Source organism: Pseudoxanthomonas sp. GW835-FHT14C01 (assembly GCF_058793715.1).
Genome location: NZ_JBXAGB010000002.1, coordinates 559194 through 583149, shown reverse-complemented (window position 1 = coordinate 583149; position 23956 = coordinate 559194). Strand labels below are relative to the sequence as shown.

26 protein-coding genes are annotated in these 23956 nt (G+C 67.4%); 7 read left to right on the top strand and 19 right to left on the bottom strand.

What is annotated here, in order from left to right:
- Nucleotides 1-211: 211 nt before the first annotated feature.
- Nucleotides 212-2620, top strand: coding sequence for an HzsA-related protein (locus tag AC1Q5B_RS09405; protein ID WP_492631421.1), 2409 nt, complete (start codon nucleotides 212-214; stop codon nucleotides 2618-2620).
- A 55-nt stretch (nucleotides 2621-2675) separates the two neighbouring features.
- Here the strand turns inward: AC1Q5B_RS09405 and AC1Q5B_RS09400 are convergent, their stop codons facing one another.
- The 5 genes from AC1Q5B_RS09400 to rlmE form a co-directional block, all read right to left on the bottom strand.
- Nucleotides 2676-3476, bottom strand: coding sequence for a c-type cytochrome (locus AC1Q5B_RS09400; RefSeq protein WP_492631420.1), 801 nt, complete (start codon nucleotides 3474-3476; stop codon nucleotides 2676-2678).
- A 59-nt stretch (nucleotides 3477-3535) separates the two neighbouring features.
- Entirely contained in the window at nucleotides 3536-4435 is a 900-nt protein-coding gene (folP, locus tag AC1Q5B_RS09395) for a dihydropteroate synthase (protein WP_492631419.1), read from the bottom strand.
- Nucleotides 4435-4632: a glycine zipper domain-containing protein gene (locus AC1Q5B_RS09390; RefSeq protein ID WP_492631418.1), complete on the bottom strand. Its 198-nt coding sequence runs from the start codon at nucleotides 4630-4632 to the stop codon at nucleotides 4435-4437. The genes folP and AC1Q5B_RS09390 overlap by 1 nt, the downstream gene beginning before the upstream one ends.
- 65 nt (nucleotides 4633-4697) lie before the next feature.
- Nucleotides 4698-6629 carry an ATP-dependent zinc metalloprotease FtsH gene (gene ftsH, locus AC1Q5B_RS09385; RefSeq protein ID WP_492631417.1) on the bottom strand — a complete coding sequence of 644 codons (1932 nt, stop codon included), beginning with the start codon at nucleotides 6627-6629 and terminating at the stop codon, nucleotides 4698-4700.
- A gap of 49 nt (nucleotides 6630-6678) precedes the next feature.
- The gene (rlmE, locus tag AC1Q5B_RS09380) at nucleotides 6679-7311 is read right to left on the bottom strand and encodes a 23S rRNA (uridine(2552)-2'-O)-methyltransferase RlmE (RefSeq protein WP_492632074.1); all 633 of its coding nucleotides are present in this window, start codon (nucleotides 7309-7311) and stop codon (nucleotides 6679-6681) included.
- 101 nt (nucleotides 7312-7412) lie between these two features.
- Between rlmE and yhbY the strand changes: the two genes are divergently transcribed.
- Genes yhbY through AC1Q5B_RS09365 form a run of 3 tightly spaced genes read left to right on the top strand, consistent with a single transcriptional unit; the run spans nucleotide 7413 to nucleotide 8758 of the window.
- The gene (gene yhbY / locus AC1Q5B_RS09375) at nucleotides 7413-7718 is read left to right on the top strand and encodes a ribosome assembly RNA-binding protein YhbY (RefSeq protein WP_492631416.1); all 306 of its coding nucleotides are present in this window, start codon (nucleotides 7413-7415) and stop codon (nucleotides 7716-7718) included.
- Between the two features lie 23 nt (nucleotides 7719-7741).
- A complete protein-coding gene (locus AC1Q5B_RS09370; RefSeq protein ID WP_492631415.1) occupies nucleotides 7742-8119 on the top strand; it encodes an Mth938-like domain-containing protein in 378 nt (125 codons plus the stop codon).
- 12 nt (nucleotides 8120-8131) lie between these two features.
- The gene (locus tag AC1Q5B_RS09365) at nucleotides 8132-8758 is read left to right on the top strand and encodes a D-Ala-D-Ala carboxypeptidase family metallohydrolase (protein ID WP_492631414.1); all 627 of its coding nucleotides are present in this window, start codon (nucleotides 8132-8134) and stop codon (nucleotides 8756-8758) included.
- On the opposite strand, the gene AC1Q5B_RS09360 is transcribed toward AC1Q5B_RS09365, so the two are convergent.
- The 5 genes from AC1Q5B_RS09360 to surE all read right to left on the bottom strand — a co-directional run bounded on the left by AC1Q5B_RS09360 (nucleotide 8719) and on the right by surE (nucleotide 12524).
- On the bottom strand, nucleotides 8719-9456 hold the full coding sequence (locus tag AC1Q5B_RS09360) for an endonuclease/exonuclease/phosphatase family protein (RefSeq protein ID WP_492632073.1): 738 nt from the start codon (nucleotides 9454-9456) through the stop codon (nucleotides 8719-8721). The genes AC1Q5B_RS09365 and AC1Q5B_RS09360 overlap by 40 nt on opposite strands.
- Nucleotides 9457-9572: 116 nt before the next feature.
- Entirely contained in the window at nucleotides 9573-10373 is an 801-nt protein-coding gene (locus AC1Q5B_RS09355) for a peptidoglycan DD-metalloendopeptidase family protein (RefSeq protein ID WP_492631413.1), read from the bottom strand.
- A 38-nt stretch (nucleotides 10374-10411) separates the two neighbouring features.
- Entirely contained in the window at nucleotides 10412-11068 is a 657-nt protein-coding gene (locus tag AC1Q5B_RS09350) for an exopolysaccharide biosynthesis protein (RefSeq protein WP_492631412.1), read from the bottom strand.
- 5 nt (nucleotides 11069-11073) lie between these two features.
- Nucleotides 11074-11748, bottom strand: coding sequence for a protein-L-isoaspartate(D-aspartate) O-methyltransferase (locus tag AC1Q5B_RS09345; protein WP_492631411.1), 675 nt, complete (start codon nucleotides 11746-11748; stop codon nucleotides 11074-11076).
- Entirely contained in the window at nucleotides 11745-12524 is a 780-nt protein-coding gene (gene surE / locus AC1Q5B_RS09340; RefSeq protein WP_492631410.1) for a 5'/3'-nucleotidase SurE, read from the bottom strand. Before surE ends, AC1Q5B_RS09345 begins: the two co-directional genes overlap by 4 nt.
- A gap of 89 nt (nucleotides 12525-12613) precedes the next feature.
- Here surE and AC1Q5B_RS09335 point away from each other — a divergent pair, with 89 nt between their 5' ends.
- Nucleotides 12614-13156: a Smr/MutS family protein gene (locus tag AC1Q5B_RS09335; RefSeq protein ID WP_492631409.1), complete on the top strand. Its 543-nt coding sequence runs from the start codon at nucleotides 12614-12616 to the stop codon at nucleotides 13154-13156.
- Between the two features lie 358 nt (nucleotides 13157-13514).
- Here AC1Q5B_RS09335 and truD read toward each other — a convergent pair whose 3' ends face one another.
- From truD to AC1Q5B_RS09290, 9 genes are all read right to left on the bottom strand, one after another.
- Entirely contained in the window at nucleotides 13515-14573 is a 1059-nt protein-coding gene (truD, locus tag AC1Q5B_RS09330) for a tRNA pseudouridine(13) synthase TruD (protein ID WP_492631408.1), read from the bottom strand.
- Complete coding sequence (gene ispF, locus AC1Q5B_RS09325; protein WP_492631407.1) at nucleotides 14570-15061, bottom strand: 2-C-methyl-D-erythritol 2,4-cyclodiphosphate synthase; 492 nt, start codon at nucleotides 15059-15061, stop codon at nucleotides 14570-14572. The genes truD and ispF overlap by 4 nt, the downstream gene beginning before the upstream one ends.
- A gap of 18 nt (nucleotides 15062-15079) precedes the next feature.
- Nucleotides 15080-15775, bottom strand: a complete 696-nt coding sequence (gene ispD, locus AC1Q5B_RS09320; RefSeq protein WP_492631406.1) for a 2-C-methyl-D-erythritol 4-phosphate cytidylyltransferase — start codon at nucleotides 15773-15775, stop codon at nucleotides 15080-15082.
- Nucleotides 15775-16125, bottom strand: coding sequence for a cell division protein FtsB (gene ftsB / locus AC1Q5B_RS09315; protein WP_492631405.1), 351 nt, complete (start codon nucleotides 16123-16125; stop codon nucleotides 15775-15777). The genes ispD and ftsB overlap by 1 nt, the downstream gene beginning before the upstream one ends.
- A 3-nt stretch (nucleotides 16126-16128) precedes the next feature.
- Complete coding sequence (gene eno, locus AC1Q5B_RS09310) at nucleotides 16129-17415, bottom strand: phosphopyruvate hydratase (RefSeq protein WP_492631404.1); 1287 nt, start codon at nucleotides 17413-17415, stop codon at nucleotides 16129-16131.
- The gene (locus AC1Q5B_RS09305; RefSeq protein WP_492631403.1) at nucleotides 17412-17936 is read right to left on the bottom strand and encodes a hypothetical protein; all 525 of its coding nucleotides are present in this window, start codon (nucleotides 17934-17936) and stop codon (nucleotides 17412-17414) included. Before AC1Q5B_RS09305 ends, eno begins: the two co-directional genes overlap by 4 nt.
- A gap of 20 nt (nucleotides 17937-17956) precedes the next feature.
- Entirely contained in the window at nucleotides 17957-18790 is an 834-nt protein-coding gene (gene kdsA / locus AC1Q5B_RS09300; RefSeq protein WP_492631402.1) for a 3-deoxy-8-phosphooctulonate synthase, read from the bottom strand.
- Nucleotides 18791-18942: 152 nt separating this feature from the next.
- A complete protein-coding gene (gene pyrG, locus AC1Q5B_RS09295) occupies nucleotides 18943-20604 on the bottom strand; it encodes a CTP synthase (protein WP_492631401.1) in 1662 nt (553 codons plus the stop codon).
- Nucleotides 20605-20744: 140 nt separating this feature from the next.
- Nucleotides 20745-20999: a hypothetical protein gene (locus AC1Q5B_RS09290; RefSeq protein ID WP_492631400.1), complete on the bottom strand. Its 255-nt coding sequence runs from the start codon at nucleotides 20997-20999 to the stop codon at nucleotides 20745-20747.
- Between the two features lie 162 nt (nucleotides 21000-21161).
- On the opposite strand from AC1Q5B_RS09290, the gene AC1Q5B_RS09285 reads away from it, so the two are divergent.
- Both AC1Q5B_RS09285 and parE read left to right on the top strand, forming a co-directional pair.
- Nucleotides 21162-21875 (top strand): hypothetical protein, encoded by a 714-nt coding sequence (locus tag AC1Q5B_RS09285; RefSeq protein WP_492631399.1) that lies wholly within the window; start codon nucleotides 21162-21164, stop codon nucleotides 21873-21875.
- Nucleotides 21876-21890: 15 nt separating this feature from the next.
- On the top strand, nucleotides 21891-23780 hold the full coding sequence (parE, locus tag AC1Q5B_RS09280) for a DNA topoisomerase IV subunit B (protein ID WP_492631398.1): 1890 nt from the start codon (nucleotides 21891-21893) through the stop codon (nucleotides 23778-23780).
- Nucleotides 23781-23956: the final 176 nt, after the last annotated feature.

Below are 23956 nucleotides of genomic sequence, written 5' to 3'. Positions count from 1 at the left end.
GGCGCCAAGCTTAACGCCATGCTTCCGCATCGGCGGCATTCTGCGATGCAGGTCATGCTTGGGCGATGCGGAAGCGGCGTGCGTGCGCACCGCTCGTGTACAGTCCGGTGGCGTCCACAGGGGGATGCCGGAGAACAGGCCGATGCGCGAGTCCGTGCGCGCGCCTCGTTCGAGCAGCGGATGGCGTTCTTTCCTTGTGCGAGTCGACCGGATGCCTGTGTCTTTCCTGTTCCCGCGCCAGCACCTGCTGGCCCTGTTCGCCCTGTCCGTCCTGCTCGCCGCATGCGGAACGGAAACCCCCGCCTCCGGCACCTCCACCACGATTCCTGCCTCCGCAGCGGCGTCATCGCCCTCGCCTGCGGCGCAGCCGGCGCGCGTGATGGCGGCGGCCGTCCCCACCACGGCCGTGCCTAATCCCATCCTGTTCGTCACCCAGGTGCCGATGGCGGGCGATCCGTTCGCCAGCCGCATGTCCACCTTCGCCAACCATCTGCCCAGCATGCTGGCGCTCCCGCGCGGCGGCGACCTGATGATCCGCTATCCCGACGGCACGCTGCGCAACCTGACCAAGGAAGCGGGGTTCGGCATGGAAGGCCAGCAGGGCGCGAACGCTATTGCGGTGCGCGAGCCGGCGGTGCACTGGAGCGGCACCAAGGCGATCTTCAGCATGGTGGTCGGCGGACCGCCGCAGCGCTATGTGCATCCCACTGCGAAGTGGCAACTGTACGAGATCACCGGCCTGGGACAGGGCCAGTCCGCGGTGATCACCAAGGTGGCGAACCAGCCCGCCGACTACAACAACGTCTCGCCGATCTACGACAGCCAGGATCGCATCCTGTTCACGTCCGATCGTCCGCGCGGCGGCGAGGCGCACCTGTATCCGCAGCTGGACGAGTACGAGAGCACGCCGACGGTCACCGGCATCTGGCAGCTGGACCCGGTGACCGGACGGGTGCGCCTGCTGAACCATGCGCCGAGCGGTGCGTTCTCGCCCAGCATCGACAGTTTCGGTCGGGTGGTCTTCATCCGCTGGGACCACCTGCAACGCGACCAGCAGGCCGACGCGGGCACCAACGGCGCCTACGATCTGGCCAGCGAGGCGTCGGGCGCGGCCAGCATCGGCCTGCAGCCGGAGACGTTCCCGGAATCGCGCACCGGCATGGGCAGTGCCTACGGCAACGTCAATGGCTTCACGTACAACCTGTTCACGCCGTGGCAGATGAACCAGGACGGCACCGAGGAGCTGACGCTCAACCATATCGGCCGGCAGGAACTGTCGTTCGGCTACCTGCCGAAATCGTTCTCCACCGACAGCGCGCTATCGGACTACTCCAACACCGCGCTGATCGCCAACAAGAAATACATCCGCATGGATGGCGGGCTGTTCCAGATGCGCGAGGATCCGACCACCGCGGGCAGTTACTACGCCATCTACACGCGCGAATTCTCCACCGGCGGCACCAACCAGATCGTCCGGCTCACCGGCGCGCCCACGCTCAACGCGGAACAGATGGAGATCGTCGATGCGTCGCCGGCCGCGGACGGCAGCGGCAATCTGGCCGGCGGCCGCTTCCGCAATCCGCTGCCGATGAGCAGCGGCCACATGGTCGCCAGCTACACCGGCAGCCCGACCTTCCAGGCCGGCGTGTCGCTGCGCCTGCACCAGCTGCAGACGAATGCCAGTGGACTGCTGGTGGCCGGCCCCGCGCTGACCCCGGGCATCAGCAAGAACCTGACGTGGTGGGATCCGGACACGCAACGCAGCTACAACGGCGCGCTGTGGGAAATCGAGCCGGTGGAGGTCGTCGCGCGATCGCGCCCGCCCGTGACCACTACGCCGATGGCATCGCCCGAGCAGTCGGTCTTCGCCAGCGAACAGGTCAACGTAGCCGCGCTCCGTGCGTGGCTGGAGGCGAACCAGCTCGCACTGATCGTCACCCGCAACCAGACCGCGCGCGACCGCGACGACAAGCAGCAGCCGTACAACCTGCGCGTGCCCGGCGGCGTGCAGACGCTGGGCGGCAGTGGCAGGATCTACGAGATTTCGCACTACCAGATCCTGCAGGCCAACATGATTCGCGCCTACAACAACGGCTCGATCTACCAGCGCGGTCGCCGGCCGATCGCACAACCCATGGCGGTCGCCGCCAACCCGGCCAACACCGGTGGCCCGGCCGGCAGCGTGCGTATCGCCGCCGACGGATCGACCGCGGCGTTCGTGCCCGCCAGCCGCGCCCTGACCTGGCAGAGCACCGACGCGGCCGGCGTCCCCGTCGTGCGCGAACGGTTGTGGGTGACGTTGCAGCCTGGCGAGATCCGTACCTGCACCGGTTGCCATGGCGAGAACGCGCGCAACCAGGCCGGCGCCGTACCGTCCACCGCGCCCCCCGAAGCGTTGCGACAGTTGCTGCGCCACTGGAAGCAGCAGCATTCCACCGATCCCATCCGGGTCAACGGCTCGCAACCACTGATTCCGAACCGGTCGGCGCAGGCCACGCCGTCCGCCGGCGCAGCGGTCTCCGCAGCAGACGATGCCGCGCTGACCGCGACCTGGCTGCAGGACGTGCAGTCGCGCCGCGCCCGGCAACCCTCCGCACCCCAACGACAGCAGGTGCGTTGAGCACGACCCGTCGCGCATGCCGTCCGCCCTTCGTGGCGGCGGGCGCGACACCGGCTCAGCGCGCGTCGAGGAATGCCTTCAGCGCGGCGATTTCCTCATCGGTCAAGTCCTTGTAGCGGTAGGCGGCGACGCCACTCATCATTCCCGTCTTCGACTTGCCGCCTGCGGCCACCTCGCCTGTCCTCATCAGGCGGGTGAACTGTTCCAGTGTGTACGCCTTGGCCACGATCAGGGACGGCGCGGGATCGCCTTCCCAGCCGTTGAGATCCCAGCCGTGGCATTCGGTGCAGGTGGTCATCGCCAGGTGGCGACCAAGCGCCTGCATCGACGACGGCGGCGCAGCCGGTGGCCGGTTGCCGGGATCCGGCTTCATGTCCGGCAACCAGGGATGCGTGCCGTCCCGCGTCGTTTCGATCAGGCGGTCGGACCAGCGCCCCTCCGGCAGCGTCGGATTGTCCACGGCCGGCAATGCGCGCAACCACGCGATGATGTCGCGCACTTCGCGGTCGCTGAGGTGCTGCAGCATCTTGATCGGCATGCCCCAGGGCACGTGCCCGTCGTGCGTGCGGCCTTCGCGCAGCAGGGCCGCCAGCGCGCCATCGTCGTACAGCGCGCGCCGTCGGGTGAGGTTGGGCGCGACGATGCGGCCGAGTTCGGGATTCTCCTGGAAGACCTCGCCGCCGCCGTTGGCGCCATGGCAGCCGTTGCAGCCCACGCGTGTCGCCACGCGCAATCCCTCGACCGGATCACCTGGCGGGGGAACGGGCTCCATGGCGGCCGAGGGCACGGCCGATGGCGACGATGCCGGACTGCAGGCGACCAGCAGCAGGAGAGGCAGGAGCGTCGTGATGCGCATGGCACGGCTTCCGGAGGTCGACTATCGGGCCAACGCGGCGGGAGTCGCGCGCCGGCCAGTCAGTCGTCGTCGGGCCAGCGGATCGTCGGTGTCGTCGCCGCCTGCCGCGGCATCGGGATCGCCGCCACTGCATTCCAGACCTTCAACGCGTCCACCGTGGCGGCCACATCGTGCGCGCGCACGATGGCGGCACCGCGTTGCGCGGCGATCAGGTGCGCGGCGACGGAACCGGCCACGCGGTCGGCGGGCGCCTCGCGACCGGTGAGCTGGCCGATGCTGCGCTTGCGCGACAGACCCGCGAGCACAGGGACGCCGAGCTGCGTGAATCGTTCGAACTGCGCCAGCAGGGACAGGTTGTGCGCGGTGTCCTTGCCGAAACCGAAGCCCGGATCGATGACGATGCGCTTCTTCGGAATGCCGGCCATCTCGGCCGCGAAGATGCGTTCGGTCAGGAACCGGTGCACCTCGCCGACCACATCGTCGTAGTCCGGGGCCGCCTGCATCGACCGCGGTTCGCCCTGCATGTGCATGATGACAACGGGTACGTCGAGTGCCGCTGCCGTTTCCAACGCACCGTCGCGCCGCAAGCCATAGACATCGTTGATCATGCCCGCACCCGCTCCGACGGCGGCACGCATCACCTCGGGCTTGTAGGTATCGATGCTGATCGGCACGCGCACGCGCGCGGCGAGCTGCTCGATCACGGGGATGACGCGACGCAGTTCCTCATCCAGCGATACGTCGTCGGCCCCCGGCCGCGTCGATTCGCCGCCGATGTCGAGCAGATCGGCGCCCTCGTCCACCAGTCTTAGCGCATGCGCGATGGCGGCCTCGGGGGTGTCGTGCACGGCACCATCGGAGAACGAATCCGGCGTGACGTTGACGATACCCATCACTTGCGGGCGATCCAGCTTCAGCACGCGGCCGGCACAGTCCAGCGTGGGCGTGGTGTCGAACATCACTTCTTCCCATCCTGATCGTTGTCGCGCGATACCGCGCCCGAGCCGACGCCGAACGCGACGCCCAGCGCAAGACCGATGGCGATGCCCGCGCCGATGTTGTCCATCGCCGACCCGATCGCCACACCGATCGCGACGCCTGCCCCGATGCCGACCGGCAGCATCGGATGTTTCGGACGCTTGTCGTTGTCTGCCATGGAATCCCGCGCAAAGAAAAGGCCAGACATCAGTCTGGCCTTTCGTCGTCGTACTGGCAACGCGCTCAGGTCTGCGCGGCCGGTCCACCGATCGGCGGCAGTGGGCGCGATTCCGGCTTGTCGTCGTCCTTGCCGGCCTTGCCCCAGCCCATCGGCGGCGGCGGATCGCGGCCTTCCATGATGGCGTCGATCTGCGGCGCATCGATGGTTTCGTACTGCAGCAGCAGGTTGGACATCGTGTGCAGCTTGTCGAGGTTCTCGGTCAGGATCGTCTTGGTCCGCGCATAGGCGCGATCCAGGATGAGGCGGACGACTTCGTCGATCTTGCGCGCGGTCTCGTTGGACACGTTCTTGTGCTGGGTGACCGAGCGGCCGAGGAACACCTCGTCCTCTTCCTCACCGTAGGCGATCGGACCCATCTCGTCGCTCAGGCCCCACTTGGTGACCATGTTGCGTGCCATCTTGGTGGCGCGTTCGATGTCGTTGGACGCACCGGTGGTGACCTTGTCGGCCCCGAAGATCAGCTCCTCGGCGACGCGGCCGCCGTACAGCGAGCACAGCTGCGACTCGATGGCGACACGGTTCAGCGAATACTTGTCGCCTTCCGGCAGGTACATGGTCACGCCGAGCGCACGGCCGCGCGGAATGATGGTGACCTTGTAGACCGGGTCATGTTCGGGCACCAGCCGGCCGACGATGGCGTGGCCGGCCTCGTGGTAGGCGGTCAGCGTCTTCTCGTCCTCGCTCATCGCCATCGAACGACGCTCGGCACCCATCAGGATCTTGTCGCGGGCACGGTCGAAGTGGTCCATGCGGACTTCCTTCGCGTTCTCGCGTGCGGCGAACAGCGCCGCCTCGTTGCAGAGGTTGGCGAGGTCGGCGCCACTGAAGCCAGGCGTGCCGCGTGCGATCACCATCGGCTCGACGTCGTCGGCCAGCGGCAGCTTGCGCATGTGCACGCGCAGGATCTGCTCGCGGCCCTTCACGTCGGGCAGGCCCACGACGACCTGGCGGTCGAAACGGCCCGGGCGCAGCAGCGCCGGGTCCAGCACGTCGGGACGGTTGGTCGCGGCGATGACGATGACGCCTTCGCCACCCTCGAAGCCGTCCATTTCGACCAGCAACTGGTTGAGGGTCTGCTCGCGCTCGTCGTGACCGCCACCCAGGCCGGCGCCACGATGGCGGCCGACGGCGTCGATCTCGTCGATGAAGATGATGCACGGCGCGTGCTTCTTGGCCTGCTCGAACATGTCGCGCACGCGGCTGGCACCGACACCGACGAACATCTCGACGAAGTCGGAACCGGAAATGCTGAAGAACGGCACCTTGGCCTCGCCCGCGATGGCCTTGGCCAGCAGCGTCTTGCCGGTGCCGGGCTGGCCGACCATCAGCACGCCGCGCGGGATCTTGCCGCCGAGCTTCTGGAACTTGCCGGGGTCGCGCAGGAACTCGACCAGTTCGCCGACTTCTTCCTTCGCCTCGTCGCAGCCGGCGACGTCGGCGAAGGTGACCTTCACCTGGTCCTCGCCCTGCAGCTTGGCGCGCGACTTGCCGAAGGACATCGCACCCTTCGCGCCGCCACCGCCGCCCTGCATCTGCCGCATGATGAAGATCCAGAAACCGATGATCAGCAGCACCGGCAGGAAGTTCAGCAGGATCGCCGTCAGGCTGATGCCGCTGGGCGGCTCCTTCTGGATGATCTCGACCTGCTTGTTGCGCAGGACGTTGATCAGGTCGCGGTCGAACGGTGCGTTGATGGTCTTGCTGTCGCCGTTGCGCAGGACATAGGTGATCTCACCGACCCCGCTGCGGGCATCGCCACCGAACTCGACACGCTGCACGTTGCCGCTGTCGACCTGGTCGAGAAACGTGGAATAGGTGGTGCCGCCGCCCATGGCCGCGGTGCTGCCGCCCTTCGGCGAGAAGCTCTGGAAGACGACCATCAGCACGACGGCGACGACTACCCACAGCAGCAGATTCTTGGTCAGGTCGTTCATCCGCATCGGCTCCGCTGTTCCTCTTTGCTCATTCGCACGTTAGGCCACCTTACTTGATCTGGACCCGCTTGCCCTGCCCCAGGGCGTACACCTCGGGCGAGCGCTTGCGGGACGCGTCCGGCTTGCGGATCGCCACCTTGTCGTAGCGGCGGCGAAGCTCCCGGATGTAGTCGTCGGAGCCGGCGCCCTGGAACAGCTTGATCAGGAACGCCCCGCCCGGCTTCAGATGGTCGTCGGCGAACGCCATCGCCAACTCCGCCAGGTGCATCATCCGCGGCTGGTCCACCGCATCCACACCACTCTTATTGGGGGCCATATCGGACAGCACAAGGTCCACGGGCGCGCCGTCCAGCATGGCTTCCAACTGGGATAGAACGCTGTCTTCCCTGAAATCCCCATGAAGGAAATCCACGCCGGCCAGCGGCGGCATGTCCAGGATGTCCATCGCCACGACCCGACCGCTGGTTCCCAGCGCCTGACGGACGAACTGCGACCAGCCGCCGGGGGCGGCGCCGAGGTCGACCACCACCATACCCGGCTTGAGCAGGCGGTCGCGCTCCAGCAGTTCCTCGAGCTTGTAGGCGGCGCGCGAACGAAGACCCTCGGCCTGGGCCTTCTTCACGTACGGATCGGAGAAGTGTTCCTTGAGCCAGCGCTGGCTGCTTTTGCTGCGGGTGGCCATGGCGGCGAGGTCTCCGGGCACGCTGCGACGGGAGCCGCCGGAGCCGTTCGTGGGGGTGGCCATGATACCCTGATCCCCCTTTTCGACCCGTACCGTGCCGCATGCCCGTAGCCCTGACCGCTGCCCAGACCCGTTTCCTGCGCGGCCAGGCCCACGACCTGAAGGCGTTGCTGCAGATCGGCAACAAGGGCGTCACCCCGGCCTTCATCGCCGAGCTGGACGCCGTGCTGGAGCAGCACGAACTGGTCAAGGTCAAGGTCGCCGGCGAGGACCGCGACGCGCGCGACGCCATGATCGGCGAACTGGCCGACCAGGCCGACGCCGCCCTCGTGCAGCGGATCGGCCACACCGCGGTGCTGTACCGCCCCAGCAAGGAACGCCGGCAGATCGTGCTGCCGCGCGGCTGAGCCCGGCGCGCAGGCCGCCCGCCATGCAACTGAGCCACGAACTGCCCGACTACGCCTTCAGCCTGCGGTCCGCCGACGGCCGGACCGCTCGCGTCAACGATCGTACGCTGTCGACCAGTTTCATTCTCTCGCCCCAGCAACTCGTCGAAGACTGGGGGGTGCACGACAGCGCCATGCTGGTGCCGGACGATCTGGCCCCGCTGCTCGCGCTGCAGCCGGAAGTCATCCTGCTGGGGACCGGTGAGCGCCAGGTATTCCCCCCGGCCGCCGTGATGGCCGCGTGCCTCCGCCAGGGCGTGGGCCTCGAGGTCATGACCAACGCGGCAGCCGCGCGTACGTTCAATGTGCTCGCCAGCGAATCGCGCAAGGTCGTAGCCGGTTTCCTGCTGGCATCGCATTGAGCGCATCCCGCGATGCAGCGCCTGTTCCTGCTGCTCGCCGTCCTGTCTGCCACCGCATGTACCCGGCCGTCGCCGGACGCCGCGCAACGCTACGACCTGTGGCGGCAGAGCGCTGATGCGCGTGGCCTGGCCAGCTACCAGCGCACGCTGACCGATGCCGGCGTCGGCGATGTCCTACCGATGCGCGCGCTGTTGCGTTCCAGCCGGCGTTGGCAGGCCTGCGATGCGCCCGAATTCCTGCTTCCCCCCAGCGAGCATGCGCCGGCGATCGTGCCGACCTTGCACGTGGTCGCAGAGCTGCAGGTGGTGGGGATCGTGACGGGCGCAAGCGCGCGGTCGGGTTACCGCTCCCCGGAGCTGAACCGCTGTTCCGGCGGAAGCAGCCGCAGCCGCCACGTGCTGAACAATGCGCTGGACTTCGACCTGGCCGACGACCGCCACGTCGTCGCGCTGTGCGACTTCTGGCGCAGGGAAGGGCCATCGTTGGCGATGGGGCTGGGCTTCTACACGCCGACCAGGATCCACATCGACACTGCCGGCCATCGCACCTGGGGGACGGACCATCGTCGCGGAACCTCGCTGTGCATGCGTGCCGCCGATCAGTCCGAGCTGTATACCAGGCGCGCGAGCACGCCGTAATGGTCCGAAGGCCAGGTGCCCGTCGCGTCGGCCTGGTCGAGAACGATGGCAGCATCGACGACGCGGAAGGCATCGCGTTGCGCGAACACATGGTCGATGCGGACCGGAGGATGGCCCAGATGCGTATTGAGGGTGGCGTGCGCGGGCGTGTTGGTGTCCTGGCCGGCGTGGGCCTGATCGTAGGCTTCGACGAATCGCGCACGCAGCGCCGACAATTCAGGGGTGTCCGAACGCGTGTTGAAGTCGCCGCCGACGATCGACGGCGCATCACCTGCGGTTTCGTCGATCAGCGCCAGCAGACCGGCGATCTGTTCGGCGCGTATCGCGCCGCCCTCGGGCCTGTAGTGCAGATGGGTTACGTAGACGTTCACCGGATGTCCGTCGATCGTGGTGCGCACCCACCCTGCGGTCCGGTAATCGTCGAGGGGCGCCAGCCTGGTCTCACGCGATGCGTCGATCGCTTCCCTGACCAGGATCGCGTTGCCATAGCGACGGACCTGAGCGGGATCATCTGCGGAAAAGAAGCGGTACTGATAGCCAAGGCGCGACGCCAGCCCCTGCGCCTGGTTCGGTAGCGCTGCATCCTGCAGAACCTCCTGCAACACGATCACGTCCGGTGCCAGCGCCTTCAGTTCCGCCACGATCATGTCCTGGCGATGCGGCCAATCCTGCTTGTCGTGCCACAGGTTGAGGGTCACAACATCGATGGTCGAGGGTGCTGGCGGATCGCGGGGCGGCTGACAGGCGACCAGCGCCAGCAGCGCGACGACGGCGATGAAAGGCCTGAGCCACACGAGGGATGGCCGTACGACGCTCAACGCGCGGGCAGGTACTGCAGCGGATCCACCGGCTTGCCGTTGTGGCGGATCTCGAAGTGCAGCATTTCGCGCGAGGCGCCGCTGCTGCCCATCTCCGCGATCTGCTGTCCGGCCTTGACGCTCTGGCCTTCGTTGACCAGGCGCTTGCGGTTGTGGCCGTAGGCGGACAGCCACGTCTCGCTGTGCTTGACGATGACCAGTTCGCCGTAACCCACCAGGCCGGCACCGGAATACACCACCACGCCGTCCGCCGCTGCGCGCACGGCCTGGCCGCTGCTGCCGGCGATGTCGATGCCCTGCTTGGTGGCGTCGCCCGCGACGAAGCGGCCGATCAGGTGCCCGTCGGCCGGCCACCGCCACGAGAAACCGCTGTTCGCCGGTGCGGCCGGCGCAGCGGGCCGGGTGACCGGTGCGGGCGACGGGGCCGGGCGCGTGGTCGTGCCGGTGGCCGGTCTTGATGGCGTGGTCGTGGTGGCCGTCGCGGGAGGACGGCTGCTTCCGCTGCCCGGAAACAGTTTGAGCGACTGGCCGGGATAGATCGTGTACGGCGCCGCCAGGCCATTCCAGCGCGCCAGGTCGTTGACGTCCACGCCGTTGCGGAATGCGATGCCGTACAGGGTGTCGCCCCGCTGCACGCGCACCGTGGCGCCCGGCTTGCCCTGCGAGGTCTGTCGTGTCGGCGACGATGCGGAAGGCTCTCTGACCACCGTGGTGGAACAGGCGGCGAGCACGGCCATGGCGATGCCGGTCAGGAAGGCGCGCGTGATGCGATGGCCGGAGCGGAGCGTCGTGGTCATGCGTTCGTTCGTTTCCTCACAGGGCTGAGCCGCGCGGCTCAGCCGGTCAGTCGCTGGAACAGTTCGCGTGCCGCCACGCCACCGCCCCCAATCAGCACGCTGAAGTAGATGATCGTGCCGATGTTGGCCAGATGGCCCAGCAGGATCGCTCCCCCGTCGCGCTGGATGAATCCGATGGCATACAGCAGCAGCGCCAAGGCTGGCAGGGTATTGCTGAATGGCACGAATCCGAAGGGCGCCATCAGCAGCAGCGCGGCCAGGATGAAAGCCAGGTTGTTGATGACGCCCTGCCCCGGCCCATCGACGAAGAAGCGCAAGCGATGCGGGCGACTGATCTTCTCCATGCGCCGCACCCAGACCAGGCCCCCGGCCAGGCCGGGACGCAGGCGATCGGCAGGCAGCGCCTTGTCCTTGATCCGTTGCGGCAGCCACAGCGGGCGGTTGAACAGGCGACTGACACCCACCAGCAGGATGGCCGCACCGAACACGGTGCTGACGCCGGGGATCGATACCGGGATCAGGAACACCAGCGTCAGCAGGATGGTCAGCAGCAGCAGGCCTTCGTCGCTGAAGACGTCCAGCAATTCGCCCAGGCTCAGCGTGTCGGGCGGCAGCCGCTCGATGATGCCGGCCACCTGCTCGCCCAGCGAAGCCGCGCTGTTGGGGAGTCCATCGTGCTGCGGCGCATTCGTCACTTCATTCAATCCAGTGTGCCGGACAGCAGCGGCACGAACACCACCGGCGCCAGCGTGGTTTCCTCGACGCCGTCGGCGCGCTTCACCAGCCGCACCAGCGACTGCGAACCGCTGCCACCGACGGGGGCGACGAGTTGCCCGCCGACGGCGAGCTGTTCCACCAGCACCGGCACCAGCGCCGGGGCGGCGGCGGTCACGATGATGGCGTCGTAAGGGCCGTGCTCGGCCCAGCCGATGCGACCGTCATCGTGCTTGCTGCGCACGTTCACGCCGAGCTGGCGCAGCCGCTTGCGGGCCTGCCGCAGCAGGTCGCCGATGCGCTCGACCGTGTAGACCTCCAGCCCCAGCACGCCCAGCACCGCCGCCTGATAACCCGATCCCGTGCCGATTTCCAGCACCTTCTTGGGCGCGGTTTCCAACAGCACCTCGGTCATCCGTGCCACCACCCACGGCTGCGAGATGGTCTGGCTGTGGCCGATCGGCAACGCCGTGTCTTCATAGGCGCGCGTCGCCAGTGCTTCGTCGACGAACAGATGGCGCGGCAGCGTGCGGATGGCGTTGAGCACACGCTCATCGGCGATGCCCGATTCCCGCAGACGCTCGACCAGCCGGTCGCGCACGCGTTGCGAGGTCATGCCCATGCCCACGGCTTCGGGCTGCAACCGCAACCGTGGCGTCATGCCGAGCCCTCGAGCGCGGCGGTCAGCCCGCCGACCCATCCGGCCACTTTTTCGAGCGCCTGGTAACGGGTCAGGTCGACGTGGATCGGGGTGATGGAGATATGGCCCGTGCGCACCGCATGGAAGTCGGTGCCCGGGCCGGCATCCTGCTCGCGCCCGGCCGGACCGATCCAGTACACGGTATGCCCGCGTGGATCCGGCTGCGGCACGCACGGCTCGGAGCGGTGGCGGTTGCCCAGCCGCGTGACCTCGAAGCCGCGCACGTCGGACCAGGCCAGGTCCGGCACGTTGACGTTGAGGATGGTATCGGCGGGCAGCGGATCGGACTTCAGGCGCGCCACGATCTCCACGGCGGCGCGCGCGGCGGTCTCGTAGTGCTTGGCATCGTGGTTCTTAGTGGCCAGCGACATCGCCACCGCTGGCAGGCCCAGGAAACGGCCTTCCATCGCCGCCGACACAGTGCCGGAGTAGATGACGTCGTCGCCCAGGTTGGCGGTGTTGTTGATGCCCGACACCACGATGTCCGGCTCGAACTCCAGCATGCCGGTCAACGCCAGGTGCACGCAGTCGGTCGGCGTGCCGGCGATGCTGCAGGTGTAGTGGTCGATGCGCTTCAGCCGGATCGGCAGGTCCAAGGTCAGCGAATTGCTGGCACCGGAGCGGTCGCGGTCGGGAGCGACCACGTACACTTCGTGGCCCGCATTGCGCAGGCCCTCTGCCAGGATTCGGATGCCGGGGGCGTCGACGCCGTCGTCGTTGCTGACCAGTACGCGCATGGGGTTCCTCGGAGACCAGCCCATGATACCGGAACCGCGCCGAGGCTTCCCGCGCTTGCGTCACGTCGCGATGCCGCTACGCTGGCAGCATGTCCCGCTCCACACCGCCCGATGACGACGACGCCGCGCTGTTCCGCGATGCGATCGGCGAGGTGCGCAGGCTGCAGGAGGCGCCAACGCCGCCGCGCAAGGCCCCTCCGAAGCCCGCGGCACGCATGGCCGAGCGCGACGAACACGATGCGCGCGGCGAGTTCCAGCGCGGTCTGGACACGCTGGACCTGCATGCCGCAGGCGATGTCCTGAGCTATCGGCGCGAGGCGCTGTCCCCGCGCGCGTTCCAGCGCCTCAAGCGGGGACAGTTTTCGGTGCAGGACGAACTGGACCTGCATGGCGCCACTGCCCTGCAGGCGGAAGGCTTGTTGCGGCGGTTCCTTGCGGACGCGCATGCGCACGATCATGGCTGCGTGCGCGTGATTCATGGCAAGGGACAGCGTTCGGACGGGGATGCGCCGATCCTGAAAAACCTGGTCGACCGGCTGCTGCGTCAGCGGTCCGACGTGATGGCCTTCCATTCGGCACCGCCCACGCAGGGCGGCACCGGCGCGGTGCTGGTGCTGCTGGCGCACCGCTGACCGGACGCACCGTTTTCGTCCGGCCGCGTCCGCGCGCTTGCCTGCCTACTGCTTGCTGGCCGTCTTTTCTTCGATGCGAGGCGGGTTGACCCATGTCAGGCTGATCCCGCGCCGCTTGGCGATCCGTTCCACGTAGGCGATGTACTGCTGCTCGGCGGTCAGCTGGCGCGGTTCCGGTGGCGGCGCGGACGCGGTTCCCCCGGTGCTGGCGCAGGCAGCCAGCAGACTGCCCGCATGGCGTTCATGGCGATCCCTCCGACACAGGGGAAGATGGTCAGGCTCCGTCGGCGCCGTTCGAACACGGCCACGCGACGCCCGATTTCGCTTATACGCCTGCGGTCCGACGCTTCCAGTGCCTTCAGCGGAATTCCGACGGACGGTCGTCGCCCTGCGATGCATCCACGATCGTGCCCAGTTCGTGCAGCACGGCGGTGGCATAGCTTCCCGGCGGCAACGCGAACGCCAGGCGAAGCGCGTCGGCGGACAACCACGACCACGCCAGCCCTTCAGGCCGCAGGCGCAGGGCACGACGCTCCTGGCGCAAGCCTTCGCGCTCGATTCCCTGCCGCAGCGCCTCCGCGTCGTCGTCCTGCACCACCCAGGTCTCCAGGTCGCGCGCCTTCGCCTGCGTGCGCAGCTCACCGGTTCCCCACAACGGGCCGGTCGGATGGATGTCGAACGCCGCAAGCCGCTGCGCGAGTTGCTCGTTCCACGGCTCGGGCCCGAACACGCTGCGACTGCCCGCCAGCATCCAGACCTCGCCGTCCAGGCCACGATTCCAGCTGCCGTCCGCCAGGCGCGCCGCGAGTAAACGGTTGAACAGCTCGGAGCGCGCCGCCGAGATGAGCAGCGAGCGTTGTTCGCGCCGCACGCGACGGCCCGCGAACATCGCCAGCGCCGCGGCGACATTGCCACCGTCACGACCGAAGCGCTGCTCGCCGAACCAGTTCGGCAATCCGTGCGCCGCGATCTCGCCCAGTCGCGCTTCGATGGCCGTCGCGTCACCGTCCACATCGCGCAGCACCAGGTCGAAGCGGTTGCCGGCGAGCGCGCCGCGCGGCAACTTGCGCGAATGCCAGGTCGACGCCACCACCTTGAGTTCGTCGGAATGCAAGGCCGCCAGGTCAGGCGCCACCTTGCGCGGCAGGTGCACGCTGAAGCGCTGTCGCGTCACCGCATGCCGGTCCTTGAGACCGGCGTAGCCCACGCCCATTTCGGCGATTCCGGCCCAGGCGGCGATGCGCTTGGCGGCGAACGCCGTGTTCATGCCCCGCTTCTCGATGGTGAGCAGCAGATGCTCGCCTTCACCGGATGGATCGAAGCCGGGCAGTTCCTCGACGACGAAGTCCTCGAGGGCGCACCGGATGCGCGTCGAGAGTACCGGCGCACCGAACGCGCGCGGCAATGCCTCGCTCACGCGCGCACCAGCAGCACCACCGCCTGCGCGGCGATGCCTTCGCCGCGCCCGGTGAAGCCGAGCTTCTCCGTGGTGGTCGCCTTGATGCTGGCCGCATCGATGGCGATGCCCAGATCCTCCGCCACGCAGGCACGCATCGCATCGGCATGCGGCCCGACCTTGGGGCGCTCGCAGAGGACGGTGACGTCGACGTTACCCACGCGCCAGCCGCGCTCCCCGATCAGGGCATTGCAATGGCGGACGAACGCACGGCTGTCCGCGCCCTTCCAGCGGTCGTCCGACGGCGGAAAATGGCGTCCGATGTCGCCCAGCGCCAGCGCACCGAGCATGGCGTCGCACAGCGCATGCAGCACCACATCGCCATCGCTGTGCGCCAGCACGCCGCGCTCGTGCGGCACGCGTACGCCACCGAGCATGACGTGGTCGCCATCGCCGAAGGCGTGCACATCGAAGCCCTGGCCGATGCGGATGTTCAAGGAGTGGGACATGTTGTTTCCGTTGGAGTGTCAGCGATCGCGCTGCGCCAGCTCGTAGGCGAAGCGTGCCAGGTCCGCCGGCGTGGTGATCTTGAAGTTGCTTTCGGACCCTTCCACCAGCAATGGACGCAGGCCAAGCCGCTCCATCGCCATCGCTTCGTCCGTGACCTCGAGATCGTCTGCCGTGGCGGCTTCCAGCGCCCGCGTCAGCTGCAGGCGACGGAACAGCTGCGGGGTGAAGGCGCGCCACAGCCGCTCGCGCGGCTCGGTGCCATCGATGCCGCCGTCGTCGCCGGCGCGTTTCAGGGTGTCGCGCACCGGCGCGGCGAGGATGGCGCCGACCGGATCGTTGCGTCCGCGCTCCAGCAGCTGGGACAGGTCCGACAGCGACAGGTTCGGGCGCGCGGCATCATGCACCAGCACGAAATCGTCCGCGCGCACGTCGTCCGGCAAGGCGCGCAAGCCCGCCAGCACGGAAGCGGCGCGACTCGCACCGCCGATGCAGGCCTGCACCGGTTTGCCCGCAAACTCCGTCCAGCGCGGCCAGTCGGGATCGTTCTCCGACACCGGCACGACCGCGCCTTCCACCGCGTCGTGCGCGAACAGCGCGGTCAGCGTGTGCGCAATGAGCGGCGCGCCGGCCACGACCAGATACTGCTTGGGACACTCGCCGCCGAAGCGGGTGCCGCGTCCAGCGGCGGGCACGACGGCCCAGATGCGGGCCATCAGGGCGTGGGCTCCGCGATGTCGCCATCGCTGCCATCCCCGCTCTCGCCAGCAACGGGCGGTGGCGGAACCGGCTCGACCACCCGGTAGAACTTCTCGCCCGGCTTGATCATGCCCAGTTCGCTGCGCGCGCGCTCCTCGACCGCCGACTCGCCGGACTTGAGGTCCTCGACTTCGGCAGCCAAGGCGTCGTTGCGTTCCTGCAGGCCGGCATTCTCGCGCTTCTGCGATTCGACCTGCTGCTCCAGCGCGACGACCTGGCCCGAACTGCCAACGCCGAACCAGAACTTGTACTGCAGCCATCCCAGCAGCAGTACGAGCACCAGCAGGAGCCAGGGCGCCTTGCGCATGGATTACTTCTTCAGCGACACGAAGGCGTTACGGCCGGCGTAGCGCGCCTTGTCGCCCAGCGCCTCTTCGATGCGCAGCAGCTGGTTGTACTTGGCGACTCGGTCGCTGCGGCACAGCGAACCGGTCTTGATCTGCGTCGCCGTGGTGGCCACCGCGATGTCTGCGATGGTGGTGTCCTCGGTTTCGCCCGAACGGTGCGACACGACAGCCGCGTAGTTCGCATGGTGCGCCATCGCGATGGCTTCCAGCGTCTCGGTCAGCGTACCGATCTGGTTGACCTTGATCAGGATCGCGTTGGCGGTGCCGGACTCGATGCCTTCCTTGAAGATCTTCGGGTTGGTGACGAACAGGTCGTCGCCCACCAGCTGCACCTTCTTGCCGATGCGGTCGGTCAGCAGCTTCCAGCCCGCCCAGTCGTCCTCGGCCAGGCCGTCCTCGATGGTGATGATCGGGTACTGGGCGGCCCAGTCGGCGAGGAAGTCGACGAACTGCTCGCTGGTCAGGCGCTTGTTCTCGCCGACCAAGTGGTACTTGCCGTTGTCGAAGAATTCGCTGGAGGCCACGTCCAGGCCCAGCAGCACGTCTTCACCCGCGGTGTAGCCGGCCTTGCCGATCGCTTCCAGGATGGTGTCCAGCGCTTCGACGTTGCTGCGGAAATCGGGGGCGAAGCCGCCCTCGTCGCCGACGGCCGTGCTCAGGCCGTGGCCCTTCAGCACCGACTTCAGCGAGTGGAAGATCTCGGTGCCGGCGCGCAGCGATTCGGCGAAGGAGTCGAAGCCGACCGGCAGCACCATGAACTCCTGGAAGTCCACGTTGTTGTCGGCATGCGCACCGCCATTGATGATGTTCATCATCGGCACCGGCAGGGTGACGTCGTTGCCGTTGGCCAGATACTTCCACAGCGGAAGCTTCTTCGAGGCGGCCACCGCATGGGCATTGGCCATCGAAACGCCGAGCAGCGCGTTGGCGCCCAGGCGCCCCTTGTTCTCGGTGCCATCCAGGTCGATCAGGCGCCGGTCCAGGCCTTCCTGATCCACGGCATCGAAGCCCTTCAGCGCGGATGCGATCGTCGTGTTGACGTTTTCAACGGCCTTGCGCACGCCCTTGCCCAGGTACCGGGTCTTGTCGCCATCGCGCAGTTCCACGGCTTCCTTGGTACCGGTCGAGGCGCCGGACGGCACCATGGCGCGACCGAAGGAACCGTCTTCCAGCGTGACCTCGGCTTCGAGGGTGGGATTGCCGCGGGAATCGAGGATTTCGCGGGCGTGGATCTTGGCGATGTTGGTCATGGTGGGGTCGGGTTGGAGGATGAAAGGGAAAGTTCAACGTCGGCCAGGTTGGCTCGGTCGCGCTCGGTCTTGCCTAGATAAAACGTACCATCCAGGGGCGCTATGCGGTCGCGGTCGCCGTCGCGGGCAGGTCGTCCAGCGAACAACACGTAGTCTTGGCCCGGCATCAGCAGCACATCGCAATTGGTAGCCCCGTTCTGGATCAGGACATCCTTCGGCACGTGTCCTTTCAGAACACGAAGCGTACTGAAGCGCAGGCCGGGTGCGGGGTACCTGAAAGGCGTATTCAAGGGCGGATCGCGTAGCAACCGTTGGAGCTCGGCATCTTCAGCCGCCGTCAGCGGCTCGACTCCATCGATGCGGACGATGGCCACGAGGTCGGCCGTCCTCGCGACCTCACGGGGAGCCGGCGTCACCTTGGGCGGATCCATGCTGCATGCGGCGGCGCCGGCGACGCCCAACACCGAAACGGCGCCCGCAACGGACAGCAACGTCCGCTTCACGGCGACGCTCTTCGCCATGCGCCACGGCCCAGAAGGCATCAGACGCTGCTCTCCAGAAACCCGTTCTTCTTGGTGATCGCGTCCAACGCGAGCAACGTTTCCAGCAGCGCTTCCATCTTGTCCAGCGGCCACGCGTTGGGACCATCGGACAGCGCCTTAGCCGGATCCGGATGCGTCTCGGCGAACAGGCCAGCGACACCGACCGCGACGGCCGCGCGCGCCAGCACCGGCACGAACTCGCGCTGGCCACCGGAACTGGTGCCCTGCCCGCCCGGCAACTGCACCGAATGCGTCGCGTCGAACACCACCGGACAGCCGGTATCGCGCATCACGCTCAGCGAACGCATGTCGCTGACCAGGTTGTTGTAGCCGAACGACGCGCCGCGCTCGCAGACCATGATGTCCTGGTTGCCGGTGGACTTGGCCTTCTCGACGACCGGCTTCATGTCCCACGGCGACAGGAACTGGCCTTTCTTGATGTTGACCGGCTTGCCGGCCGAACAGACCTTCCTGATGAAGTCGGTCTGGCGCACCAGGAACGCCGGCGTCTGCAGCACGTCGACGACGGCGGCGACTTCGTCCATCGGCGTGTATTCATGCACGTCGGTCAGTACCGGCACCCCGACCTGCTTCTTCACCGCATCCAGCACCTTCAGGCCTTCTTCCATCCCGGGGCCGCGGAAGCTCGTGCCGGAGGTGCGGTTGGCCTTGTCGAAGCTCGACTTGAAGATGAAGTTCATCCCCAACTTGCCGGTGATTTCCTTCAACTGGCCGGCGACATCGATCTGCAACTGCATCGACTCGATCACGCAGGGGCCGGCGATCAGGAAGAGGGGCTGATCCAGCCCGACGTCGAATCCACAGAGTTTCATTCAAAACACCTCTCGATCTGACCCCTCTCCCCCGGGAAGAGGGGTTGGGGTGAGGGTACGGCGGAATCCAGGAGAGGGGAACGCACTGGACCCCGCCCGCTCTCATCCGCCCCATCGGGGCACCTTCTCCCGGCGGGAGAAGGAACAAGCATTTACGCGCGCGCTTCCTTCAGCAGCTTTCCACCGGCCTTCTTCTCGCGCGCAGCGCGGATGAAGCCGACGAACAGCGGATGCCCGTCGCGCGGCGTGGACAGGAATTCCGGATGCGCCTGGCAGGCCAGGAACCACGGATGCACGGCGCGCGGCAGTTCCACCATTTCCACCAACAGGTCGTCCATCGACTTGGCCGCGATCACCAGGCCGGCGTCTTCCAGTTGCGTGCGGTATCGGTTGTTGAACTCGTAACGGTGGCGGTGGCGTTCGGCCACCACGTCCTTGCCGTACAGTTCGCGCGCCAGCGTGCCGGGCTTCAGACGCTGCTCCTGCAAACCGAGGCGCATGGTCCCGCCGAGGTCGGAGCGCTCGTCGCGCTTCTCGACATCGCCGGTCGCCGTGCGCCATTCGGTGATCAGGCCGATCACCGGGTGCGGCGACTGCTTGTCGTTCTCGGTGCTGTTGGCGTCGGCCATGCCGGCGACATGACGCGCGTAATCGACGACCGCCGCCTGCATGCCGTAGCAGATGCCGAAATACGGCACCTTCTGCTCGCGCGCGAAGCGTGAGGTCAGCACCTTGCCCTCGAAACCGCGATCACCGAAGCCACCGGGCACCAGGATGCCGTCCACGTCGCGCAGCACGGCCATGTCGGTGCCTTCCAGCTCCTGCGCCTCGATCCACTTGAGGTTCACGCGCGTGCGCTGGCGCAGGCCACCATGCTTGAGCGCCTCACCGACGGACTTGTAAGCGTCCTGGTGGTCGACGTACTTGCCGACGACGGCGATGGTCACTTCGTCCAGCGGATTGAGCGTGGCATCGACCGCCGCTTCCCACTCGGACAGGTCCGCCGGCTGCGCGTTCTCGATGCGGAACTGGCGCAGCACGATCTCGTCCAGCCCCTGGCCGTGCAGGCCCATCGGGATGCGGTACAGCACGTCCACGTCCGGCACGCTGATGACGGCGCGCTCGGGCACATTGGTGAACAGCGAGATCTTGCGGCGTTCGGAATCCGGAATCGGCTGTTCGGAACGGCACAGCAGCACGTCGGGCTGGATACCGATCGAACGCAGTTCCTTCACCGAATGCTGGGTGGGCTTGGTCTTCAACTCACCCGCGGCGGCGACGTACGGCACCAGCGTCAGGTGCATGAACAGCGCCTTCTCCGGACCGCGCTCGGTGCGGATCTGGCGGATGGCTTCCAGGAACGGCAGCGACTCGATGTCGCCGACCGTGCCGCCGATCTCCACCAGCGCCACGTCGAAGCCTTCGGTGGCCTCGTCGATGCAGCGGCGGATCTCGTCGGTGATGTGCGGGATGACCTGTACGGTCGCACCGAGGTAGTCGCCGCGGCGCTCCTTGCGGATCACGTTCTCGTAGATCCGGCCGGTGGTGACCGAGTTCTTGCGGCTCAGGCGCGTGCGCACGAATCGCTCGTAGTGGCCCAGGTCCAGGTCGGTCTCGGCACCGTCGTCGGTGACGTACACCTCACCGTGCTGGAACGGGCTCATCGTGCCCGGGTCGACGTTGATGTAGGGGTCCAGTTTCATCATCGTGACCTTCAGGCCACGCGCTTCGAGAATGGACGCAAGCGAAGCGGCGGCGATGCCCTTGCCTAGCGAGGACACAACGCCGCCGGTAACGAAAATCAGGGGAGTCATGGGCGGGGCTCCGGAAAGCCATAGTCTACAGGCAACGCGTGTCTCCCGGAAGCGCGACGCCCCGCCGAAGCGGGGCGTCTGCCAGTGCTTTGTGTGCCGGAAAGCCTTGCCACGCAAGGCTTTCGCTGAGACCAGAAGCGTCAGGGCTTGCGCTCTTCGTCCTCTTCGCCAGCCTTCTTCTGCTGGCCTTCGGCGGCCTTGCGCTGTTTGGCGGCGGCCTCGTTGGCGGCGCGACGGCGCGCCTTGGCCTCCGGATCGGAAGGATCACTGGTCTGGGACTGGTCCTGCTTCGGCTTGTCGGCGTCGTTCCCGGTACGGGACTGGGCGAACGCCTGGACCGCGAACAGCGCGCCGATGGCAGCGGCGGACAGCAGCAACAGGTTGCGGGACTTCATGGCGAGGCTCCTCGTGGATAACGGAAATCTGGGGACGCCGGCTGGCGTTACCAAGGGCATCCCTGTCCACGGGCGCAGTGTCAGCATGTGAGACTGAACATGGCAAAAATCCGGTCCAGGCGGCACACTGCCGCACCCTTCGATCCCGACACAGGACGTCGCATGCGCTTCCCCCTTCGGCTGCTCGCCGCCCCCATGGTTGTCCTGGCCCTGCTGCCCGCGGCGGCCTGGGCGCAGCGCACGCCGCTGCCCCTGAAGGACATCCGTCTGGACCAGATGGCGCAGGATACCCAGCGCACCCACATCGGCGACGACACCATCGAGCTGGTCTGGGTGATCCCGTCGCTCTACTGGCAGGTGTCGGCGACGCAGCAGCAGGATCTGGCCGAAAGCGACCGCAAGCGTTTCCTCGGACAACTCGACGACTACCTGCTGATCGCCACCGTGCGTGGCAAGGTCGGCCTGCTGGGCATCGACCAGTTCGCCGGATCCGACACGCTGCTGGAAGACCTCCGCATCGTCGACGCCGGGGGGACATCGCACGCGCCGTTGGCGCCGGCACGCGTCCCGACGCAGCTCAAGAACCTGCTCGCCGTGCTGCGGCCGGTGATGGCCAACATGATCGGACCGATGGGCGACAACATGCATTTCGCCGTGTTCAATGCCCGCGACGCCAAGGGCAAGCCGCTGTTCGATCCGCTGGCGGACGGCCGCCTGCAGGTGCGCACCGCAAGCAATGCCTACGCGTTCCGGACGCCGCTGGGCAGCGTCCTGCCGCCCCAGCACGACCCGAAGACCGGCGAGAGCTTCCCCGGCGACTATCACTACAATCCCTATACCGGCGGAGCCCTGCAGGACTCCGCGCCGCTTCGCTGAGGCCACGCACGCATCATGAGCAGTCGCTACAACGCCGCCGACATCGAAGTCCTTTCCGGCCTGGATCCCGTCAAGCGCCGGCCGGGCATGTACACCGACACCGCGCGCCCGAACCACCTGGCGCAGGAAGTCATCGACAACGCGGTGGACGAAGCGCTGGCGGGCCACGCCGGCAGCATCGAGGTCACCCTGTACAAGGACGGCAGCTGCGAGGTCAGCGACGACGGCCGCGGCATGCCGGTCGACATCCACCCCGAGGAGAGGATTCCGGGCGTGGAACTGATCCTTACCCGCCTGCATGCGGGCGGCAAGTTCAGCAACAAGAACTACACCTTCTCCGGCGGCCTGCACGGCGTAGGCGTCAGCGTGGTCAACGCGCTGTCCACGCTGGTCGAAGTGCACATCAAGCGCGAAGGCAGCGAACACCGCATCACGTTCCGCAACGGCGACCGCGCCACGCCGCTGGAAGTGGTCGGCAGCGTCGGCAAGAAGAACACCGGTACCCGCGTGCGTTTCTGGGCCGACCCGAAGTACTTCGACACGCCGAAATTCAACGTGCGCGCACTCAAGCACCTGCTGCGCGCCAAGGCCGTGCTGTGCCCGGGCCTGAACGTCACCCTGTTCGACGAAGCGAGCGGCGAGCGCGACAGCTGGCATTACGAGGACGGCCTGCGCGACTACCTGCGCGGCGAAATGGCGGGCCGCGAGCTGCTGCCGCCCGATCTGTTCGTCGGGCAGCTGAAAAAGGACAGCGAGGTCGTCGACTGGGCCGTGGCCTGGATGCCGGAAGGCGAGCTGGTGCAGGAAAGCTACGTCAACCTGATTCCCACCGCCCAGCACGGCACGCACGTGAATGGACTGCGCAGCGGCCTGACCGACGCGCTGCGCGAGTTCTGCGATTTCCGCAACCTGCTGCCGCGTGGTGTGAAGCTCGCGCCGGAAGACGTGTGGGACCGCGTCCCCTTCGTGCTGTCGCTGAAGATGACCGACCCGCAGTTCAGCGGCCAGACCAAGGAACGCCTGTCGTCGCGCCAGGCCGCCGGTTTCATCGAAGGCGCCGCGCACGACGCCTTCAGCCTGTGGCTGAACCAGCACGTCGATCTCGGCGAGAAGATCGCGCAGATCGCGATCGAGCGCGCCAGCGCGCGCCTGAAGACCGAGAAGCAGGTCGTCCGCAAGAAGGTCACCCAGGGTCCTGCGCTGCCCGGCAAGCTGGCCGACTGCATCAGCCAGGACCTGTCGCGCACCGAGCTGTTCCTGGTGGAAGGCGACTCGGCGGGAGGCTCGGCCAAGCAGGCGCGCGACAAGGATTTCCAGGCGATCCTGCCGCTGCGCGGCAAGATCCTCAACACGTGGGAAGTCGCTTCCGGCAGCGTGCTGGCCTCGCAGGAAGTGCACGACCTGGCCGTGGCCATCGGCTGCGACCCGGGCAAGGACGATATCAGCGGGCTGCGCTACGGCAAGGTGGTGATCCTGGCCGACGCCGACTCCGACGGCCTGCACATCGCCACGCTGCTGACCGCGCTGTTCCTGCGCCACTTTCCTGCGCTGGTCGCGTCGGGCCACGTGTTCGTGGCGATGCCGCCGCTGTTCCGCGTCGACGTGGGCAAGCAGGTGTTCTACGCGCTGGACGAGGAAGAGAAGCGGCTGCTGCTGGAGAAGATCGAGCGCGAGAAGATCCGCGGCGCGGTCAACGTCACCCGCTTCAAGGGCCTGGGCGAAATGAATCCGTCGCAGTTGCGCGAGTCCACCATCCACCCCGACACGCGCCGCCTGGTGCAGCTCACCGTGGATGACGAGCCGCAGACGCGCGGCCTGATGGACATGCTGCTGGCGAAGAAGCGGGCATCGGATCGCAAGTCGTGGCTGGAAACGAAGGGCGACCTGGCTTCCTTGGAAGTCTGACCGGAACTGCTCATCGCTTGGAGCCGTTGCGACGGCCTCGTTGCCATCCGCATCGGATTTTTCCGGCGGCGCGGCCCGGAGACGGGCGCGATCCGGCTTCGCGGAAGGCCTGACGCCTGTTTCCGTTGCATGCGGCCGTCGCGACGGCCCTGTCGAGAGGCAGGATGTGCGTCGTG

What these genes read in the sequence shown, in the direction of transcription:
- AC1Q5B_RS09355 (WP_492631413.1), bottom strand. Translation starts at nt 10,373, where the DNA reads ATGACCACGACGCTCCGCTCCGGCCATCGCATCACGCGCGCCTTCCTG.
- AC1Q5B_RS09335 (WP_492631409.1), top strand. Translation starts at nt 12,614, where the DNA reads ATGTCCCGCTCCACACCGCCCGATGACGACGACGCCGCGCTGTTCCGC.
- AC1Q5B_RS09285 (WP_492631399.1), top strand. Translation starts at nt 21,162, where the DNA reads ATGCGCTTCCCCCTTCGGCTGCTCGCCGCCCCCATGGTTGTCCTGGCC.
- ftsH (WP_492631417.1), bottom strand. Translation starts at nt 6,629, where the DNA reads ATGAACGACCTGACCAAGAATCTGCTGCTGTGGGTAGTCGTCGCCGTC.
- AC1Q5B_RS09345 (WP_492631411.1), bottom strand. Translation starts at nt 11,748, where the DNA reads ATGACGCCACGGTTGCGGTTGCAGCCCGAAGCCGTGGGCATGGGCATG.
- AC1Q5B_RS09290 (WP_492631400.1), bottom strand. Translation starts at nt 20,999, where the DNA reads ATGAAGTCCCGCAACCTGTTGCTGCTGTCCGCCGCTGCCATCGGCGCG.
- parE (WP_492631398.1), top strand. Translation starts at nt 21,891, where the DNA reads ATGAGCAGTCGCTACAACGCCGCCGACATCGAAGTCCTTTCCGGCCTG.
- AC1Q5B_RS09365 (WP_492631414.1), top strand. Translation starts at nt 8,132, where the DNA reads ATGCAGCGCCTGTTCCTGCTGCTCGCCGTCCTGTCTGCCACCGCATGT.
- surE (WP_492631410.1), bottom strand. Translation starts at nt 12,524, where the DNA reads ATGCGCGTACTGGTCAGCAACGACGACGGCGTCGACGCCCCCGGCATC.
- pyrG (WP_492631401.1), bottom strand. Translation starts at nt 20,604, where the DNA reads ATGACTCCCCTGATTTTCGTTACCGGCGGCGTTGTGTCCTCGCTAGGC.
- AC1Q5B_RS09400 (WP_492631420.1), bottom strand. Translation starts at nt 3,476, where the DNA reads ATGCGCATCACGACGCTCCTGCCTCTCCTGCTGCTGGTCGCCTGCAGT.
- ispD (WP_492631406.1), bottom strand. Translation starts at nt 15,775, where the DNA reads ATGGCCCGCATCTGGGCCGTCGTGCCCGCCGCTGGACGCGGCACCCGC.
- folP (WP_492631419.1), bottom strand. Translation starts at nt 4,435, where the DNA reads ATGTTCGACACCACGCCCACGCTGGACTGTGCCGGCCGCGTGCTGAAG.
- yhbY (WP_492631416.1), top strand. Translation starts at nt 7,413, where the DNA reads ATGCCCGTAGCCCTGACCGCTGCCCAGACCCGTTTCCTGCGCGGCCAG.
- AC1Q5B_RS09405 (WP_492631421.1), top strand. Translation starts at nt 212, where the DNA reads ATGCCTGTGTCTTTCCTGTTCCCGCGCCAGCACCTGCTGGCCCTGTTC.
- AC1Q5B_RS09390 (WP_492631418.1), bottom strand. Translation starts at nt 4,632, where the DNA reads ATGGCAGACAACGACAAGCGTCCGAAACATCCGATGCTGCCGGTCGGC.
- ftsB (WP_492631405.1), bottom strand. Translation starts at nt 16,125, where the DNA reads ATGCGCAAGGCGCCCTGGCTCCTGCTGGTGCTCGTACTGCTGCTGGGA.
- kdsA (WP_492631402.1), bottom strand. Translation starts at nt 18,790, where the DNA reads ATGAAACTCTGTGGATTCGACGTCGGGCTGGATCAGCCCCTCTTCCTG.
- ispF (WP_492631407.1), bottom strand. Translation starts at nt 15,061, where the DNA reads ATGTCCCACTCCTTGAACATCCGCATCGGCCAGGGCTTCGATGTGCAC.
- eno (WP_492631404.1), bottom strand. Translation starts at nt 17,415, where the DNA reads ATGACCAACATCGCCAAGATCCACGCCCGCGAAATCCTCGATTCCCGC.
- AC1Q5B_RS09370 (WP_492631415.1), top strand. Translation starts at nt 7,742, where the DNA reads ATGCAACTGAGCCACGAACTGCCCGACTACGCCTTCAGCCTGCGGTCC.
- AC1Q5B_RS09305 (WP_492631403.1), bottom strand. Translation starts at nt 17,936, where the DNA reads ATGGCGAAGAGCGTCGCCGTGAAGCGGACGTTGCTGTCCGTTGCGGGC.
- rlmE (WP_492632074.1), bottom strand. Translation starts at nt 7,311, where the DNA reads ATGGCCACCCGCAGCAAAAGCAGCCAGCGCTGGCTCAAGGAACACTTC.